At 46.1% G+C, this 17,093-nt stretch carries 8 protein-coding genes; all 8 read left to right on the forward strand.

All coding sequences use genetic code 11. From position 1 onward, the window contains the following. Window positions 1-51 precede the first annotated feature (51 nt). The 8 genes from ACE3K2_RS11415 to ACE3K2_RS11450 all read left to right on the forward strand — a co-directional run bounded on the left by ACE3K2_RS11415 (window position 52) and on the right by ACE3K2_RS11450 (window position 17,059). Window positions 52-6,438 carry a GDSL-type esterase/lipase family protein gene (locus ACE3K2_RS11415; RefSeq protein WP_421889876.1) on the forward strand — a complete coding sequence of 2,129 codons (6,387 nt, stop codon included), beginning with the start codon at window positions 52-54 and terminating at the stop codon, window positions 6,436-6,438. Window positions 6,439-6,656: 218 nt separating this feature from the next. Further along, on the forward strand, window positions 6,657-8,369 hold the full coding sequence (locus ACE3K2_RS11420) for a histidine kinase (protein WP_421889878.1): 1,713 nt from the start codon (window positions 6,657-6,659) through the stop codon (window positions 8,367-8,369). After that, complete coding sequence (locus ACE3K2_RS11425; RefSeq protein ID WP_421889879.1) at window positions 8,366-9,772, forward strand: response regulator transcription factor; 1,407 nt, start codon at window positions 8,366-8,368, stop codon at window positions 9,770-9,772. The genes ACE3K2_RS11420 and ACE3K2_RS11425 overlap by 4 nt, the downstream gene beginning before the upstream one ends. Before the next feature lie 249 nt (window positions 9,773-10,021). Further along, window positions 10,022-11,758, forward strand: a complete 1,737-nt coding sequence (locus ACE3K2_RS11430; RefSeq protein ID WP_421889881.1) for an extracellular solute-binding protein — start codon at window positions 10,022-10,024, stop codon at window positions 11,756-11,758. Window positions 11,759-11,819: 61 nt separating this feature from the next. Beyond that, window positions 11,820-12,734: an ABC transporter permease gene (locus ACE3K2_RS11435; RefSeq protein ID WP_421889883.1), complete on the forward strand. Its 915-nt coding sequence runs from the start codon at window positions 11,820-11,822 to the stop codon at window positions 12,732-12,734. Window positions 12,735-12,747: 13 nt separating this feature from the next. After that, window positions 12,748-13,641, forward strand: a complete 894-nt coding sequence (locus tag ACE3K2_RS11440; protein WP_421889885.1) for a carbohydrate ABC transporter permease — start codon at window positions 12,748-12,750, stop codon at window positions 13,639-13,641. A 62-nt stretch (window positions 13,642-13,703) separates the two neighbouring features. Beyond that, window positions 13,704-15,332, forward strand: coding sequence for a glycoside hydrolase family 13 protein (locus ACE3K2_RS11445; RefSeq protein ID WP_421889886.1), 1,629 nt, complete (start codon window positions 13,704-13,706; stop codon window positions 15,330-15,332). Window positions 15,333-15,391: 59 nt separating this feature from the next. After that, window positions 15,392-17,059 carry a glycoside hydrolase family 13 protein gene (locus tag ACE3K2_RS11450; RefSeq protein WP_421889888.1) on the forward strand — a complete coding sequence of 556 codons (1,668 nt, stop codon included), beginning with the start codon at window positions 15,392-15,394 and terminating at the stop codon, window positions 17,057-17,059. Window positions 17,060-17,093: the final 34 nt, after the last annotated feature.

Here is a 17,093-nt window from a genome sequence, read left to right on the forward strand (position 1 = left end):
TCGAACTGATGATTCTAAAAATGAATTTTTAGATTAGGAGGCGTTAATCGAATGATCCGAAGAACTGTTTCCATCCAGAAATCGATGTTTGTATCTTTTTTAGCACTCCTTATGGTTATTTCACTGGCTGTTCCTCCGACACCGATGCGTGCAGAGTCACCTTCCAACAGCCTGCCGGGTCGCCAAGCAGAATACCTGAACCGGGGTTTGGTTGCGGTTCTTGTAGACAATGGCGTTTTCTTAAGCTGGAGGTATTTAAACAACGACCCAGATGATATCGCTTTCAACATATATAAAAATGGAATTAAAGTGAACGCAGCACCCCTAAGCGACGTGACAAACTATGTGGATACTACTGGTTTTGACAGCTCGCAATATCAGCTCTCTACCGTTATTGCAGGCAAGGAGCAGATGCTTCCGGAAGTTGTATCGGTCTGGCATAACGATTATTTGCCTATTCCGCTCGATAAACCAGCTGATGGGCGGACAAAGGATGGTGGAACCTACTCCTATTATGCAGGTGACGCTTCCGTAGCTGACTTGGATGGGGATGGTGAATATGAGATCGTCTTCCTGTGGAGTCCGAGTAACTCCAAGGACAATTCGCAGGCCGGTTACACCGGCAATGTCTATATCGATGCCATCAAACTGGATGGCACGAAGCTGTGGAGAATTGATATGGGCGTTAACATCCGTGCCGGAGCACATTATACACAGTTAATGGTGTATGACCTGGATGGCAACGGAAGGGCTGAGGTTGTTGTCAAAACGGCGGACGGCACGAAGGACGGCCAAGGCACAGTCATTGGTGATGGGACGAAGGATTATCGCAACGACGGCGGATACATACTGTCAGGGCCGGAATATCTCACGCTGTTTGACGGTGAGACTGGGGCGGCCGTATCGACCGTTAATTATGATCCCCCAAGAGGAAACGTCAGTGATTGGGGTGACGGCTATGGTAACCGTGTAGACCGTTTCCTTGGTGCGATTGCCTATCTGGACGGCACAAAACCAAGTGTCGTGATGAGCCGGGGTTATTATACCCGCACTGTGCTTGTTGCTTATGATTATGTAAGCGGGGAACTCGTCAAGCGTTGGACGTTCGACACCAACGAAGCAGGATCACAATATCAAGCACAGGGCAACCATAATCTAAGTGTGCTGGATGCCGACAATGACGGCAAGGACGAGATCATGTTTGGTGCCCTGGCTATAGATGATGACGGCAGCTTGATGTACAGTACCGGACTTGGGCACGGTGATGCCATGCACGCCGGACAGCTTGACCCGAACCGGGATGGTTACCAGGTGGTAAGCGTGCACGAGCATTCAGATGCGGCGTACGGACTGGAGATGCGCGATGCGGCAACTGGTGAAATTCTCTGGGGTGAGAAAACAGGTTTTGACACCGGTCGCGGGATGTCCGCGGACATTGATCCGAACTATCCAGGCTACGAATCATGGGCCACAACCGTTACCAACGGGCAAAGTGTACCTGTAACCAATACCTATTCGGCTGCAGGAGAGACGATCTACACTGCGGGTGAAGGACCCAAAACTGCCAACTTCGCCATCTGGTGGGATGGAGATCTTCAGCGAGAGCTGTTTGACCACGAGTGGGATAACAGTACCGCCAAAGGCATTCCACTCATTTACAAATGGGATTACGAAAATAAAAAGCTGAATGAAATCTTCCGGGCAACTGGTACGTTAACAAACAACCATACCAAAGGCAATCCGGCGCTTCAGGCGGACATTCTGGGTGACTGGCGTGAGGAAATTCTGCTGCGAAGTGAAGATAGTTCGGAGTATCGTCTCTACACGACAACTATTCCTTCAGAATATCGCATCCCTACGCTGATGCAGGACCCTGTGTACCGACTTGGCGTAGCCTGGCAAAATGTAGCCTACAATCAGCCGCCGCATACCGGCTTTTATCTCGGAGCGGAAGCTACAGCATTCCCAAAAGCCGATCTGGCGCTGACCCGCGAAGCAGAAATGCCGGAGCAGGTTTACCGTTTTGATTTTGGTACAGAGACAGCGTCAGGAAATACGGCTATACAGGACACGTTATACACACAAGAGACGGGATATGGGTTCAAAGATACAAATGGTGTTATCGTAGGTGAAAATGAGGTTTCGGTCGCGACAGGTACGACATTTGCTGTTGACCTGCCCAATGCCAACTACAAAGTGACACTGCGATTGGGCAATGATGCCAATGACTCGAACGTTGGAGTGAAATCCGAATTCGTTCAGAAGCTCGCCGTAACCCATGTGACCGCTGGAACACCACTGGAGTATTCCTATGATGTTGCATTGGTGGATGGACAGCTCGATTTCTTGTTCACTGGTACAGCCATAGACATCCAGGATATCCTGATCGAAAAATATCCAGAGAAAGTGGCCGGTGCGGCAACAACGATCTATATGGCTGGTGATTCAACCATGCAATCGTACAGTGAAATGCAGGCTCCTCAAGAAGGATGGGGCCAGCAATTCGGACGTTATTTCTCGAACGGTGCAGTCATCGTGAACGATGCGATTGGCGGCCGAAGCAGCAAATCATTTATGGTAGATGGTCGTCTGGATACGATCCTGCAACGAATCAAACCCGGGGATTTCTTCTTCATTTCCTTTGGTCATAATGACGCGAGTGCAGGGATACCCGATCGGTATGCTTCACCGGAGGACTATAAGATCTACTTGGCTCGTTATATAAACGGTGCTAAACAGCGCGGTGCTACACCGGTATTGCTCACACCGGTTGGACGCAGAGATTTCAATACGGTGACTCAGGAGTTCAACGTCAGCTTCCCGGCATACGTGCAGGCTGCCAAAGAAGTGGCAGAAGAGCTTGACGTGCCGCTGATTGATCTGAGCAAGTTAAGTGTTGCGTACTACGACAAAATTGGTAATACAGCTACGGAAAAAGTATTCCTGTATGCTAATCCGGGTGAATATCCAAAATACCCGAATGGGATCAACGATAATACCCATTTCAGCAGCTATGGAGCGCAGAAAATTGCCGGGCTCGTTGCTGGGGCGGTCAAAGACATGGAGTTGAGTATCTCCTCGCTGGTCATCGACCCGGATATTACCGAACCTGAACCAGAGCCGGAAATCCAGCTCTACGAAGAGGATTTTGAAGGCGATGCTGCGGGCTACCAGTATGCAATGGTCAATGCCACGGGTATTGCAGGAACCATGGCGGGAACTGTGGTCGAACAATCCGGAAATAAGGTACTGTCCGTCACAGGGTCGGGATCAGGCAATCGGGCCAAGGTGTTCCGTCTGTTTGATGCCGTAAACGGTGATCAGGTGAAGGTGAACTTTGACTGGCAATCCGGTAATGTGAGTGCTTATCCGTCAGAAGGTCATCTCACGATTCAGGATTCCAACGAAAATGCCCTGTTCACGCTGTATACCAAAACCGGAAGCACCAAAATTCATTATTATGTTGGTGCGTATAATCCGGACTACGGCACAGGAGATACAGCCATACCCCAAGGGGGAACGGCTACAGAGATTGCCAAGAACCAGTGGGTCACTGTGGATGCAACCGTTAATTTTGCCAGGAAAACGCTGGATCTGACATTAACAAATCTGGCGAATCCGACAGTCACACAAACGATCGAAGATATCCAGATGGGTTCAGCCGCCTATGCGGACAACGTGAGAGCCATTCGATTCCTGGGCACGAGAAAAGGTGGTGGAGGCACGCTGAACTGGACTACCCAGATTGACAACGTGCGGATTGAAGGCACGCAGCTTGCTTCGGAGGGCGGCGATCAGACGGACTTAATCGCTCTGTACGATGAGATCAAAGCGCTGGATCTGTCGAATTATACAGAAGCATCCAAAGCTGTCGTGAACCGTGCTTTGGTAGCTGCCGAAGCGATATTCAATACGGAAGCCACCCAAGCTCAAGTTGACCATGCGTTTAACATGTTAACTGTTGCAAAGGATTCATTGACAACTGAACCGAGCGAAGAGATAAACGAATACCAATTTGACTTTGGTTCCGGCGGTGCTGCCGAAGGATATATCAAGGTTGATGCCAAAAGAGCATACATCGAAGGCAACGGGTATGGCTTTGCCGATACTGCACTGACCAAAGATGAGAATCGTGAGACCGGGGATACGCTTAAAGAGGATTTCACGCGGGTAAACGGCACCTCCTTCCTGGTGGAGATGGAGCCAGCCAATTACCGGGTCACGATGACCATCGGGGATGCAGAGGAATCAACCAGCGCAAATGTTATTGTCGAGCAGATGACAAAGCTGCCGCTCACAACCATTGCCAAGGGCGAATTCAAAGAAATCACGTACGACATTGCCTTGATTGATGGAATCTTTAACTTCAACTTCACCGGAAATGCACCGAAGATCAATGCGCTGAAGCTGGAGCGTTTGCCAGATCACAGTGCAAGCGATAAACCTGTTATCTATCTGGCGAGTGATTCCACTGTGGCCAATTACGCGGAGAACTATCGTCCGCAAGCGGGCTGGGGTGAAACGTTGGGTGAATATTTTGATGCAAATGAAGTCAGTATTGATAACCGCGCAGTCGGGGGATTGAGCAGCAAGACCTTCCTGGTCGGCGGATATCTCAACGATATTCTGCTCGACATACATGAAGGGGATTATCTGTTCATGCAGTGGTCTCACAATGATTCCACGCCGTCCCGTCCGGAGCGTTATCTTACGCCTGAGCAGTTTAAGGTATATCTGAAAGAATACATTGACGGTGCACTCCAGAGAGGTGCAATTCCAGTTCTGGTCACACCAGTGAACCGCCGTGATTTTACCGGAGAGGTGCTGAACAAAAGTTTCCCGGCATACGTACAGGCGATGAAAGAAACGGCCCAGGAAACGGAAACGCTCATCATCGATCTGAACCAGGCCAGTTGGGAGCATTTCCAGGAGCTTGGCACAGAAGGAACCAAATCGATATTCATGTGGGTAGGCACTACGGAAGACAATACACATTTGCAGATGAACGGTGCAATCAAGGTGTCTGAACTCGTGGCTCGCCTTGTAAAAGATTTGAATATTCCGTTGTCTGATTTTGTCACGCTGGAAGGGGAATCACCGGAGCAGGAGGCCCCTCATACTATAGCAACTGTGGAAGGAGAATCGCAGAACGACTGGTATACTTCTCCAGTACAAGTAACCTTCACAGCAAGTGATGAAGACTCCGACATCGAAGGGACTTATTATCAAATCAATGGTGGCGATACGGTGAGTGGTACACAGTTGACCCTGACTGAAGAAGGTACACATACGATCAATTACTGGAGCGTCGATGTTGACGGTAACAAGGAGAGCGAACAATCATTGTCCGTATCTATTGATCTCGTACCTCCAACCATTGAAATTCATGGTCAAACCGAATACACCATTGATCAGCACGTGGACATTGGCTATACAGCTTCTGATACGGTATCCGGTGTGGCAGAACCGGAGGGTGTGCTCCTCGACACTCCGGCGTACACACTGGAACCCGGCCTGAACCAGGTTACGGCAACCGTCTCGGATATGGCAGGCTGGGAACAGACGGTAGAATATCGTTTTGGGGTTATTGCTACATTCGACAGCCTGATCAATCTGACCAACGCCTTTGCTGATGAATCGACTGATCCAAATGCCAGCGTTCTTGCTGATCAGCTCACAAACACCTTACAGCTGGCCAAACAGGCGGCAAACAATCGTGAAGGAGCTAAAGCGCGTCAACTGCTCGCATCCTACGGTACTGACGTTCAAGCAGCTAGAGGAACTATATTTACAGATGAGCAGGCAAGTGTGCTGATGAAGTGGGAGGAATGGCTCCATCAGACAACGCCACTAGCAAACGGGGCCCCTGGCACTCCAGTGTTATCTGATAATAATGGTTATGACACGGGGCTCAAAGACGGCGATTATACCGTCACGATGAATCTGTGGTGGGGAAATAACGGCAATCAGTTCAAGCTGTATGAGAATGGTGAATTGATTAAGGAAATTTCTCTGGTGGATCAATCCCCCTCCGCCCAATCCGTTCAAGTTGATATTACCGGCAAGAAAAATGGTACCTATATCTATACCGGGGAATTAATCAATGCACTCGGTACGACCATGAGTGTTCCGCTGACAGTTGTCGTCACGGACGCTTCCCCGGGGCAAGCCGTTCTGTCAAATGACAATTGGGACGGTGACGGCAAATATCATGTCACCATGAATCTATGGTGGGGAACAAACGCAACCGAATACGAACTTTACGAAAATGGTAAGTTGATCGACACACAGTTACTGCAATCGAATACGCCTAATGCACAATCTGCGGTTACGGCAATCAATGGAAGAACACCTGGAATCTATGAATATGAAGCTATACTTCGTAATTCGTCAGGGGAAACCAGATCACACAAATTAAATGTGACGGTACGAGAGTAGAGTAGGTATATCAAAAGTGCTACACCTCAGAATGATGAGGTGTAGCACTTTTGTCTTGTTCGAGAAGTTCTGAACGGTCAAGGTCACGTCAGGCTCAGTATGAAAGCGTTTGACTTATTTGAATATCAATCTATAATGATGAAAGGAAATCGGACTTGGAGCAAGCTTCTATACACAGGAGGCTTGCTGTTTCATTTTCAGAAGGAGAATAAGTCAGAATGACACTTAAAAAAAGAATCTTTTTACTGTTCTTTCTCAGTGCGTTTATCCCCTTTATCAGTATATTTGCGATTTCTTATTATACGATCGACTCCATTTTCGCCAATAAGATCGATGATGGCATTCGTAGCAATTTACAGCAGGTGACATCCTCATTGGAGAATTCCATCACCAATCTGAATCATGTTACACAGCAATTGTCCTACAGTGGCACTTCCGGCAAAAGACTGGATGAATTTTTGAATCCGTCCTCTGATATCTTTCAATTAATTGAGGCCAGGGAGGAGTTAAAGAGTGAGTTAAGCGTGGTTACTTTCACCAATCCGAATATCGGTTTGACCTTGTATTACTTCCAGAAAGAAGGCACCACACAGTTTGGCAACTTTCCAATCAAGGATCGTTCATCATTTGAGTCTTTACCTGTGCTCTTCCAAACCTATGGCATTAAGTATTATGGCCCTCATATCAGTATGAACCGATTCGATGACCAACTTGTTCTGTCTGCGATGCGAAAAGTACAACTCTCCAAAAGGGACGATGTGTATATTTACGTAGAATCCGGCTTTCGCCTTTCACAGGATATCTTGGGTTACACTCAATACAACGGCGCCTTATCCCACCTCATTCTGGATGGTACAGGAAACATTGTATACAGTGAAATACCGGAGGCCATGAAGGTTGGGGAGAATTTCTCCAGCTTAACAGCAGATCCTGCCAAGGACGGAATATCCCGCGGCTATCACTGGTTCAAGGAAGATTCCTCACAGAAATGGAGTGTCGTATCGGTCATTTCGCAGGCTCAATATCAACAGGAGAAAAACCAGTGGTTGCTTCAAATTTTACTGGTCGCTTTATTTTTCCTCGGCTTTACCGTGTTTCTCGCTTGGCTTTTGTGGAAGATGGTCTACAAACCACTCGGGTTGTTCCATTCGGAAATCAATGGGATGTCCAAGAATCCACAAACAACAGGCAGCCGAACTCGTACTCAGATCCCCGAATTTGATTTTCTGCTCGGTGAATTTTCGAATATGCAGCATCAGATTGGTGACCTCTTCAAGGAAGTTCAGCAGAAAGAGAAGATTCGTGCAGACCTGGAGGTGGAAAAACTACTCTATCAGATCAACCCGCACTTTCTGATGAATACACTGGATACGGTGCACTGGTTGGCCGTTATGAACGGTCAAGGGGAGATCGACAAGCTGGTGCAGTCCTTGAACAAGCTGCTCTATTACAATTTGGGCAAATTAGGGCAAGTATCTACAATGGAAGAAGAGATTGATGCGTTAAGACAGTATCTGATTTTGCAGCAAATTCGGTATGACTTTGAATTTGACGTTCGCATTACTGCAGATGAACAAGTGCTTCAAATTCCTGTGCCCCGCTTCATTCTGCAACCGCTGGTTGAAAATTCGTTATATCATGGATTGAGTGACGAAGGTTTTATTCAGATTGAAGTGACATGTACTACAACGTTGAACATTATGATCCAAGATAATGGAGCAGGCATGACAGAGGAGACCATTCATAATCTGCTGAACAATCGTGTAGCTGAACAACAAAAAGTTGGGATGGGCATCGGACTCAATTACGTTCACCGTATGTTGAAGGCACAGTACGGGGACCAAGCACAACTGGTGATCGAGAGTGAATTGGGAACAGGGACAAGCATCCTGCTCGTATTGCCTATTAAAGGAGAAGATATCTCGGCATGATTAAGGTATTGATTGTAGATGATGATAAGCTGGTACGCAAAGGCATTAGCTCAGCCATGCCATGGAACGAGTTCAATATGGAGGTTGTAGGAGAGGCCAGCAACGGGGCAAAAGCACTGGATTTCCTGGAAACCCAACCGGTCGATCTGATGTTGACGGATCTTGCAATGCCCGTCATGTCAGGGATTGAACTGATGCGAGCTGCGAGGCAGCTCTATCCGGAACTTCATATCGTTGTATTAACACTGCATCAGGATTTTGATTATATCCAGGAAGCGCTTAGGCTTGGAGCTATCGATTATATAGCCAAAGTCCAGCTGGAGAAAGAGCAATTTGAACATGTTCTGCAACGGATACATACCCGAATTAGCGGGTTGACAAACACGATAAGAAAGATGCCTTCGCAGAATGAAATCAATGTCCATTATCCACATGTGTATGCACTTGTGTCACAGGATCGCAAATCAGACCATAAGTGGCCAATGGAGATAACTGCGCATGAAGATGAGATACGGTGGGAGGTGGAGCGTAATAGCTGCATGTGGGCTGCTCCCCCGTCGGAGGAGGATCAACTATTCCATCAATTGGAGGAGTCCCTGCATCAAGTTCCCCATAGAACGTTGTTGGTTCTGTCTGATGTACAAGAGCGAACGTGGTCGCAAATCAAAAACTGGATTATAAATTATACAGAGACATCTTTATTCTATGCGTACAACCCCAATAACCAAGTCATTGCTGTTTCGATGAATGAGAAAAATGCATGTTCAAATGAACCGCTGGATGAAGATATGGATCGGATTAAGAAAAGTTGGTTCCAGACACCTTGGACCCACCATGAGAGTTACTACAACCAACTCATTGACCAGTTTATATCCTTACGATTACATAAGGGTCAGTTGATGGGATTACTGTACTCAATCGTGATGGAATGGAATCATCTTTTTGCCCAAACTACGCTTGGAAGAATCGCCATGATACATTCTTTCGAGTCCTGGTACGAGGTTGAAGAATGGATTAAACAGACTGCTGCCAGCATTCGAAAGGCAGATGAACAGACTTCGTATTCGCCGGAAATCATCGATGCCGTGAAAAAAGCAGTGATGATCGTGCAGCATGATATGGAACACGCCTATACAGCTTCGGGTCTCTCGCAACAACTCAATATCAGCCGAAGTTATTTCAGTCAATGTTTCAAAGATCTGATGGGGAAAACCTTTAATGAATACTCCCGGTTCATCCGGGTGGAGAAGTCCAAAGAATATTTGCTCAATACAAACAACACGATTTTCTGGATTGCGGAGCGAGTGGGTTATACGGATGAAAAATATTTCAGTCGGATTTTCCGCGAACTGACAGGTCTTCTGCCAAGCGAATATCGGCAGCTAGGCAGAGGCAATAAATAGCCGACAGCTTCCTGTCTTAGGAGCTGCCGGCTTTTGTTTTTGATGAAGAACATGGGTGGTTAGACAAATGTAGGTCAGCAGGTAGGGTAAATGCTCACAAGTTGGAAGTGCTTCGTAGTTTCGATTGAAAACTGTACACAATACTCTATCCAAACGACCGTACAATCCCTATCTCCATTCATTTACATTTCATTTTATAATGAAAGCGCAAACAAAAATGAACATCAGAAAAAAGGGGAATCGAATTAGATGAAAACAAAATGGTCTGTGAAAAGTAAACTGCTGACGAAGCGTCTGGCCGTGCTGTCCATGTCAGCCTTCATGGTTGCAATCCTCGCGGCATGCGGAGACTCTTCCACTCCACCTACTGCAGAGGAAGCAGGCAAATATGAGGTAAGGCCGGGAGATCCGTTCAGTGCCTATAAAGACGAAATTTCCGTAACCATGGGGCGGGTAACCACAGCTAATCCAAAACTGCCGGCTGGTGATACCTATGAAAACAACGCTTACACTCGACTGGTCAAAGACACGTTTAACGCTCAGATTACAGATCAATTTGAAGCCAATGGCGAAGATTATAGCCGCCAGGTTTCGCTCGCCATCGCGTCCGGGGAATTGCCTGACATGATGCGTGTTGATTCCAAAGATGAACTAAAAGAGCTGGTGGATAATGATCTGATTGAGGATCTGACAGCCATATATGATCAATATGCTACGGATAATATCAAGCAGATATACGATTCCTATGATGGTCGTGCATTAGATAATGCAACGATTGATGGACGTTTGATGGGATTGCCGGCGACTTCTCTGGATTCCGCACCAACGATGGTATGGGTCCGCCAAGATTGGCTGGATCTGCTGGGGATTCAACTTGATGCAGATGGAGACGGAGCCATTTCACTGAATGAAGTGGAGCAGACAGCGCTGGAATTTCTGAAAAGAGACCCAGGCCAATCCGGGAACCCGGTAGGTATTCCTTTTGTGAACACGATGAATACAACCGATTACAATGGCTCTGCTTATACGATGCTGGGTGTGGCCTCAACCGAGGGAGCCTTCCCGCAATATTGGATGAACGGTGACGACGGCAAAATCGTGTATGGTTCCACCACTGAAGAAACAAAGCAGATGCTGGGTATCATGGCGGATTGGTTCAAGAATGGCATCATTGACCCGCAATTTGGAACCCGTACGTTTGACGATATTACCGCACTCTACGCTAACGGCCAAAGCGGTATTGCTTTTGGACCATGGCATATCCCTGACTGGGGATTGATTAGTGCGAAACAGATGGATAAAAATGCGAAGTTCTCGGCTTATACGCTGGAGGATGCAGACGGCAAGGTCAACGTGGCGCATGCCAATCCATCCAATCAGTTTATCGTGGTGAGAAAGGGATATGAGCACCCTGAACTGGCTGTTAAAATTCTTAACCTGTTCTACGATAAACTGGCCAATGATAAAGATGCCGCAACAACCATGCCGGAAGCTGCCAAGTATCAGGAGACCGGGGTAGACGGATCAACGAGACCTTTCAATATCGAAGTGAACTCAGCTACATCGCTGCTGGATGATTACTCTGACGTTGTTCGCGGGATCAAAGGTGAGATTGGCCTGGATGAGGTTCGAACAACCGAATCGAAAAACAATATCGGAAGCATCAAAACCTATTTGAGCGACATGGATACCGATAATGTGACTGCGTGGTCCAAATATCATTCACGGATCAACGGAGTCGGGCTGATCGACAAACTGACACAGGAAAACAAATTCGTATGGATGACACCTGCTTTCTCAGGTACTACACCAAGCATGAAACAGACGTGGGCCAATCTGACGAAGTTGGAGCAGGAGTCTTTTATCAAAATCATAACAGGTTCAGAACCTTTGGATTACTTCGATACATTCGTGAATAACTGGAAAAAACAAGGCGGAGATCAAGTCATTCAGGAAATCGAAGATGAGATCGCATCCAAACAATAATATCCATGCACAGTAGCAGGGCTGCGAAACGCAGCCTTTCTTCAACGAAAGGGGTTCATCCATGAAACAGGGGAAATTGAAAGCGAGAGGGCGGCTCGGTCCAGGTGCCATGTACCATATGATGATGCTGCCGGGCATTTTGTTTTTGCTTGTATTCAGCTATATCCCAATGGTCGGCGTTATCACAGCTTTTCAGGACTATGTACCGGCGAAAGGGATGTTTGGCTCTGAATTTGTAGGGCTGAAGCATTTTATGTATATGTTCAAGCTGCCGGATATCGCGCAGGTCGTCAGCAATACGTTGGTGATTGCGATTGGCAAGATTTTGCTGGGAACGATGATGGCTATCATTTTTTCCGTTTTGTTAAATGAAATTCGTGTCAAATACGTTAAAAAGTCCGTGCAGACAATTGTTTATCTTCCACACTTTCTATCCTGGGTTGTCCTGGCATCCGTCGTGGTCAACATGTTCAGTTTGGACGGAATTGTGAACCAAATGCTCGCGTTCTTTGGCCTGGAGAATATTAATTTCCTTGGCAGCAACACCTGGTTCCAGCCACTGATTATAGGAACAGATGTATGGAAAGAGTTTGGTTACAGTTCCATCGTCTATTTGGCTGCCATTACGTCCATTGATCCCGGTCTGTACGAAGCAGCAGGAATGGATGGAGCCAGTTGGTGGAGAAAAGTATGGCATATTACCTTGCCAGGTATGCTCCCTATTATTCTGCTCATGGGTGTAATGAGCCTGACCAATATTTTGAGCGCCGGTTTCGATCAAATCTATAACTTGTATAACCCGGTTGTCTATGAGTCGGGTGACATTCTGGATACCTATGTCTATCGGATCGGTCTCGTTGGACGACAGTATAGCTTCGGTACGGCTGTAGGTTTATTCAAGTCTGTAATCGGCATTGTTCTGCTGATGTCTGCCAACCAGTTGGCCAAAAAATATACGGATCGAAAAATATTCTAAGGAGGCCAAACCTGTGTCCTATTCTGCAAACTTCAAAGAACGAATTGGCCGGTTTGTCATCTATGCCATCGTCATTATGCTGGCATTGGTCTGCCTTCTTCCTTTATGGAATATCGTTGCCATATCATTCAGCAGCAGCGAGGCGGTATCTGCAAATGCAGTAGGTCTCGTTCCGGTCAATTTTACAACAGCAGCGTATACCAAAATCATCGATGATGCACAATTCTGGCGTTCCTTTGGCATCTCCATTCTTCGTGTCGCGCTTACTCTTGCGCTTAATATGATTCTGATTATTTTGATGGCTTATCCATTATCCAAATCGAAGAGGGATTTCAAAGGCAGAAACATTTATATGAATATCATGATTTTTGCCATGTTGTTCAGTGGAGGCATGATTCCAAGTTACCTGCTGATCAAAAACCTGGATATGCTGAATACGATATGGGCTTTGGTTCTGCCAGGCGCTGTTCCAATATTCAGTGTCATCCTCGTGATGAATTTCTTCTCTGCTGTACCTAAAGCGCTTGAAGAGGCAGCATTCATCGATGGAGCGAATCCACTTCAGGTCTTGTTCAAAGTGTATGTTCCCGTGTCCATTCCTGCGCTGGCGACAGTCGCCCTATTCAGTATCGTGGGTACTTGGAATGACTTCTTCAGTGGTTTGATCTATATGACCAAAGTCAGCAATTATCCACTAATGACCTATATTCAGTCCCTTAACGTGAATATTGCCGATTTGCTTCAAGCTGGCACAAATTCCAGCGAACTCAGCAACCTGACTGAAATTTCGAACAAAAACCTGAACGCAGCCAAAATCGTAGTCGCTGTTATCCCGCTATTGCTGATTTACCCGCTGCTGCAAAAATACTTTGTGACTGGCATTGTCGTAGGATCGGTCAAAGAATAACAAGATGTTTTGTGATGATGAAAATAAAAACACTTGTCGTGTGCTAGGGAGGTTGAATGAACATGGAAAATAAAAAATGGTGGAAAGAAACCGTTGTATATCAAATATATCCACGCAGCTTTCAGGATCGAAACGGAGATGGCATCGGCGACTTGAAGGGCATTGTGTCCCGATTGGATTATTTGCAGCAACTCGGCATTGGTGCGATCTGGTTATCTCCTGTATGCAAGTCCCCTCAAGATGATTACGGATATGATATTTCAGACTATCAGGACATTGATCCGATGTTTGGGTCTTTGGAAGATATGGATACGTTAATTCTTGAAGCCAAGAAACGAGACATTCGGATCATTATGGATCTGGTTTTGAATCATACTTCAGATGAACATCCCTGGTTTTTAGAAGCGAAAAAAGGCAAAGACAATCCGTACCATGACTACTACGTCTGGAGAGATGGTGTGGAAGGAACACCTCCGAACGACCTGGGTTCCACTTTCGGTGGTTCTGCCTGGGAATGGGTGCCTGAGATCGGGCAATATTATTTGCATCTATTTTCCGTAAAACAGCCCGATCTCAACTGGGAAAATCCAAAAGTCCGGCAGGAGATATACAACATGATCAATTGGTGGATCGACAAGGGTATTGGTGGTTTTCGACTTGACGTAATCGACTTAATTGGTAAAGAACCGGATTTGAAAATTACAGGAAACGGACCTAATCTGCATAAATATATTAGGGAACTGAGCAAAGCAACCTTTCAAAAGGCGGAAGACCTGCTAACGGTTGGAGAAACATGGGGCGCTACTCCAGAGATCGCCAAACGGTACAGCAATCCGGACGGCAGTGAGTTTTCAATGGTATTCCAATTTGAACACATCAGCTTGGATGAACAAGAAGGTAAAGGGAAGTGGGATCTCAAGCCTTTGGATGTGATGGCATTAAAAAAAGTGCTGTCCAAGTGGCAGACAGAGCTTAAGGGTGATGCCTGGAACAGTTTGTTCTGGAACAACCATGATTTGCCTCGCATTGTATCCCGTTGGGGAAATGACGGAGAATTCCGGATTGAATCGGCTAAAATGCTCGCTACCCTTCTTCATGGCATGCAAGGTACACCTTACATCTATCAGGGTGAAGAATTGGGGATGACCAATGTTCAATATGCGATCGAGGAGTATCGGGATATTGAATTGCTCAACTTTTATAAGGAAAGAATGGGGAAAGGTTATCCTGAACGAAGCGTGATGGAGTCGATCTACGCCAAGGGACGTGATAATGCACGCACACCTATGCAATGGGATGCTTCCGATAACGCAGGTTTTACACAAGGGGAACCTTGGATTAAGGTGAATCCGAATTATAAGCATATCCATGCCGAAGAAAGTTTGAATAACCCTGAATCCATATTCCATTATTACCGGAAGTTGATTCAACTACGTAAAGATCATAAAGTCATTGTATATGGTGATTATGAGCTGATCTTTCCAGAGAACCCCGACGTGTTTGCTTATACTCGCAGGTTGAATAATACTACGATTCTTGTGATATGCAATTTCCAGGGATATACGATCGAACTCCCGTTTCAGGAGCAATTAACAGCGTCCAATCAGCTTTTGATATCCAATTATACAGGTGAGCTCTCCGAGAGCATATTACGCCCATATGAAGCAAGAATGTACCTTATGCATAATTAAAGCATAATACGTAATAGGTTATATCATGTTCAGTTCTCAAGAAAGAAGGATTATATTCAATGAAAAGAGTATGGTGGAAAGAAGCAGTAGCCTATCAAATCTATCCGAGAAGTTTCATGGATTCCAATGGAGATGGGGTTGGTGACATCAAAGGGATCATATCCAAACTCGATTATATTCAAGATCTCGGTATGGATCTGATCTGGATCTGCCCGATGTATAAGTCACCCAACGATGATAATGGTTATGACATCAGTGATTACTGTTCCATTATGGAAGAATTCGGCACGATGGCGGACTTTGATCAATTGTTGCATGAAGTGCATCAACGCGGCATGAAACTCATTATGGATTTGGTGATCAATCATACAAGTGACGAACACCCGTGGTTTATTGAATCCAGAGCTTCACTGGATAACCCCAAACGAGATTGGTACATCTGGAGAGATGGGAAGAAAGGAGACGAACCGAATAACTGGGAGAGCATATTTGGCGGTTCTGCCTGGGAATATGATGAAGTCTCCGGACAGTACTATCTCCATCTGTTCTCCAAGAAACAACCGGACTTGAATTGGGCAAATCAAGAAGTGCGTAAATCCATCTATGAAATGATGAATTGGTGGCTGGATAAAGGGATTGATGGTTTCCGTGTCGATGCAATCAGCCATATTCACAAAGAAGAGGGCCTGTTGGATATGCCAATCAGGGAAGGCGTCAAATACATCCCTTCTTTTGAAAAGCATATGAATGTGAAGGGAATCCAGAGTTATCTGCAAGAAATGAAAGAGAACACATTATCCAGATATGACGTCGTGACTGTTGGTGAAGCGAATGGAGTTAAGGTGGAGGATCAGGAAGATCTGCTGGATTGGATCTGTGAAGTCAGAGGGAAATTTAATATGGTTTTCCAATTCGAACACCTGGATCTTTGGAATAACAGTACAGACAGGCAACTGGATGTTCCCAAATTGAAAAACGTCTTGACCAAGTGGCAAAAATCACTGGAAGGCATCGGCTGGAATGCTTTGTTTATTGAAAATCATGATCAGCCTCGCAAAGTTTCATCCTGGGGAAATGATACGGAGTATTGGTATGAAAGCGCGACAGCGCTTGGAGCCATGTACTTTTTCATGCAAGGTACACCTTTCATATATCAAGGGCAAGAAATAGGCATGACCAACGTGGCTTACCCTTCCATAGAAGATTATAACGACATAGCCGATCGGAATTTATATCAGATCAAACGCGAAGAGGGGATGTCGCATGAGGAAATCATGGACATCATCTGGGCTTCAAGTCGTGATAATTCCAGAACGCCGATGCAATGGTCTTCGGCCAAACAGGCCGGGTTTACCACGGGTACGCCATGGCTGAAGGTGAATGACAATTACATCAATATTAATGTGGAGAAGCAACTTCAGGAACCACGTTCCATCCTGCACTTTTACAAACAAATGATTCAGCTGCGAAAAAAACACGATACGTTGACTTATGGGATCTATGAGCTTCTTATGCCGGAACACCGGAGTGTATATGCATATACACGTACACTGGCAGACCAAAAGGTGCTGGTAGTTATCAATCTTTCTGAACACATCGTGGAGCTTGAGGAAGATGAGCCTGGCCTCAACTTCTCAGAGATCTGGCTTACCAACTATGAGAATGGCATGCTGCCACTGGTGTTGCGACCGTTCGAAATCATGGTTGGTTTAAGCGATAAAGTATAAGTTGGATACGTAAAAAGGCGTCTATATCATAGCT

It is taken from the genome of Paenibacillus sp., assembly GCF_048976745.1.
Classification (GTDB): Bacteria; Bacillota; Bacilli; order Paenibacillales; family Paenibacillaceae; genus Paenibacillus.

Excerpts from the sequence above, each read along its gene's own strand:
- ACE3K2_RS11415 (WP_421889876.1), top strand. The coding sequence starts at position 52 with ATGATCCGAAGAACTGTTTCCATCCAGAAATCGATGTTTGTATCTTTT.
- ACE3K2_RS11420 (WP_421889878.1), top strand. The coding sequence starts at position 6,657 with ATGACACTTAAAAAAAGAATCTTTTTACTGTTCTTTCTCAGTGCGTTT.
- ACE3K2_RS11425 (WP_421889879.1), top strand. The coding sequence starts at position 8,366 with ATGATTAAGGTATTGATTGTAGATGATGATAAGCTGGTACGCAAAGGC.
- ACE3K2_RS11430 (WP_421889881.1), top strand. The coding sequence starts at position 10,022 with ATGAAAACAAAATGGTCTGTGAAAAGTAAACTGCTGACGAAGCGTCTG.
- ACE3K2_RS11435 (WP_421889883.1), top strand. The coding sequence starts at position 11,820 with ATGAAACAGGGGAAATTGAAAGCGAGAGGGCGGCTCGGTCCAGGTGCC.
- ACE3K2_RS11445 (WP_421889886.1), top strand. The coding sequence starts at position 13,704 with ATGGAAAATAAAAAATGGTGGAAAGAAACCGTTGTATATCAAATATAT.
- ACE3K2_RS11450 (WP_421889888.1), top strand. The coding sequence starts at position 15,392 with ATGAAAAGAGTATGGTGGAAAGAAGCAGTAGCCTATCAAATCTATCCG.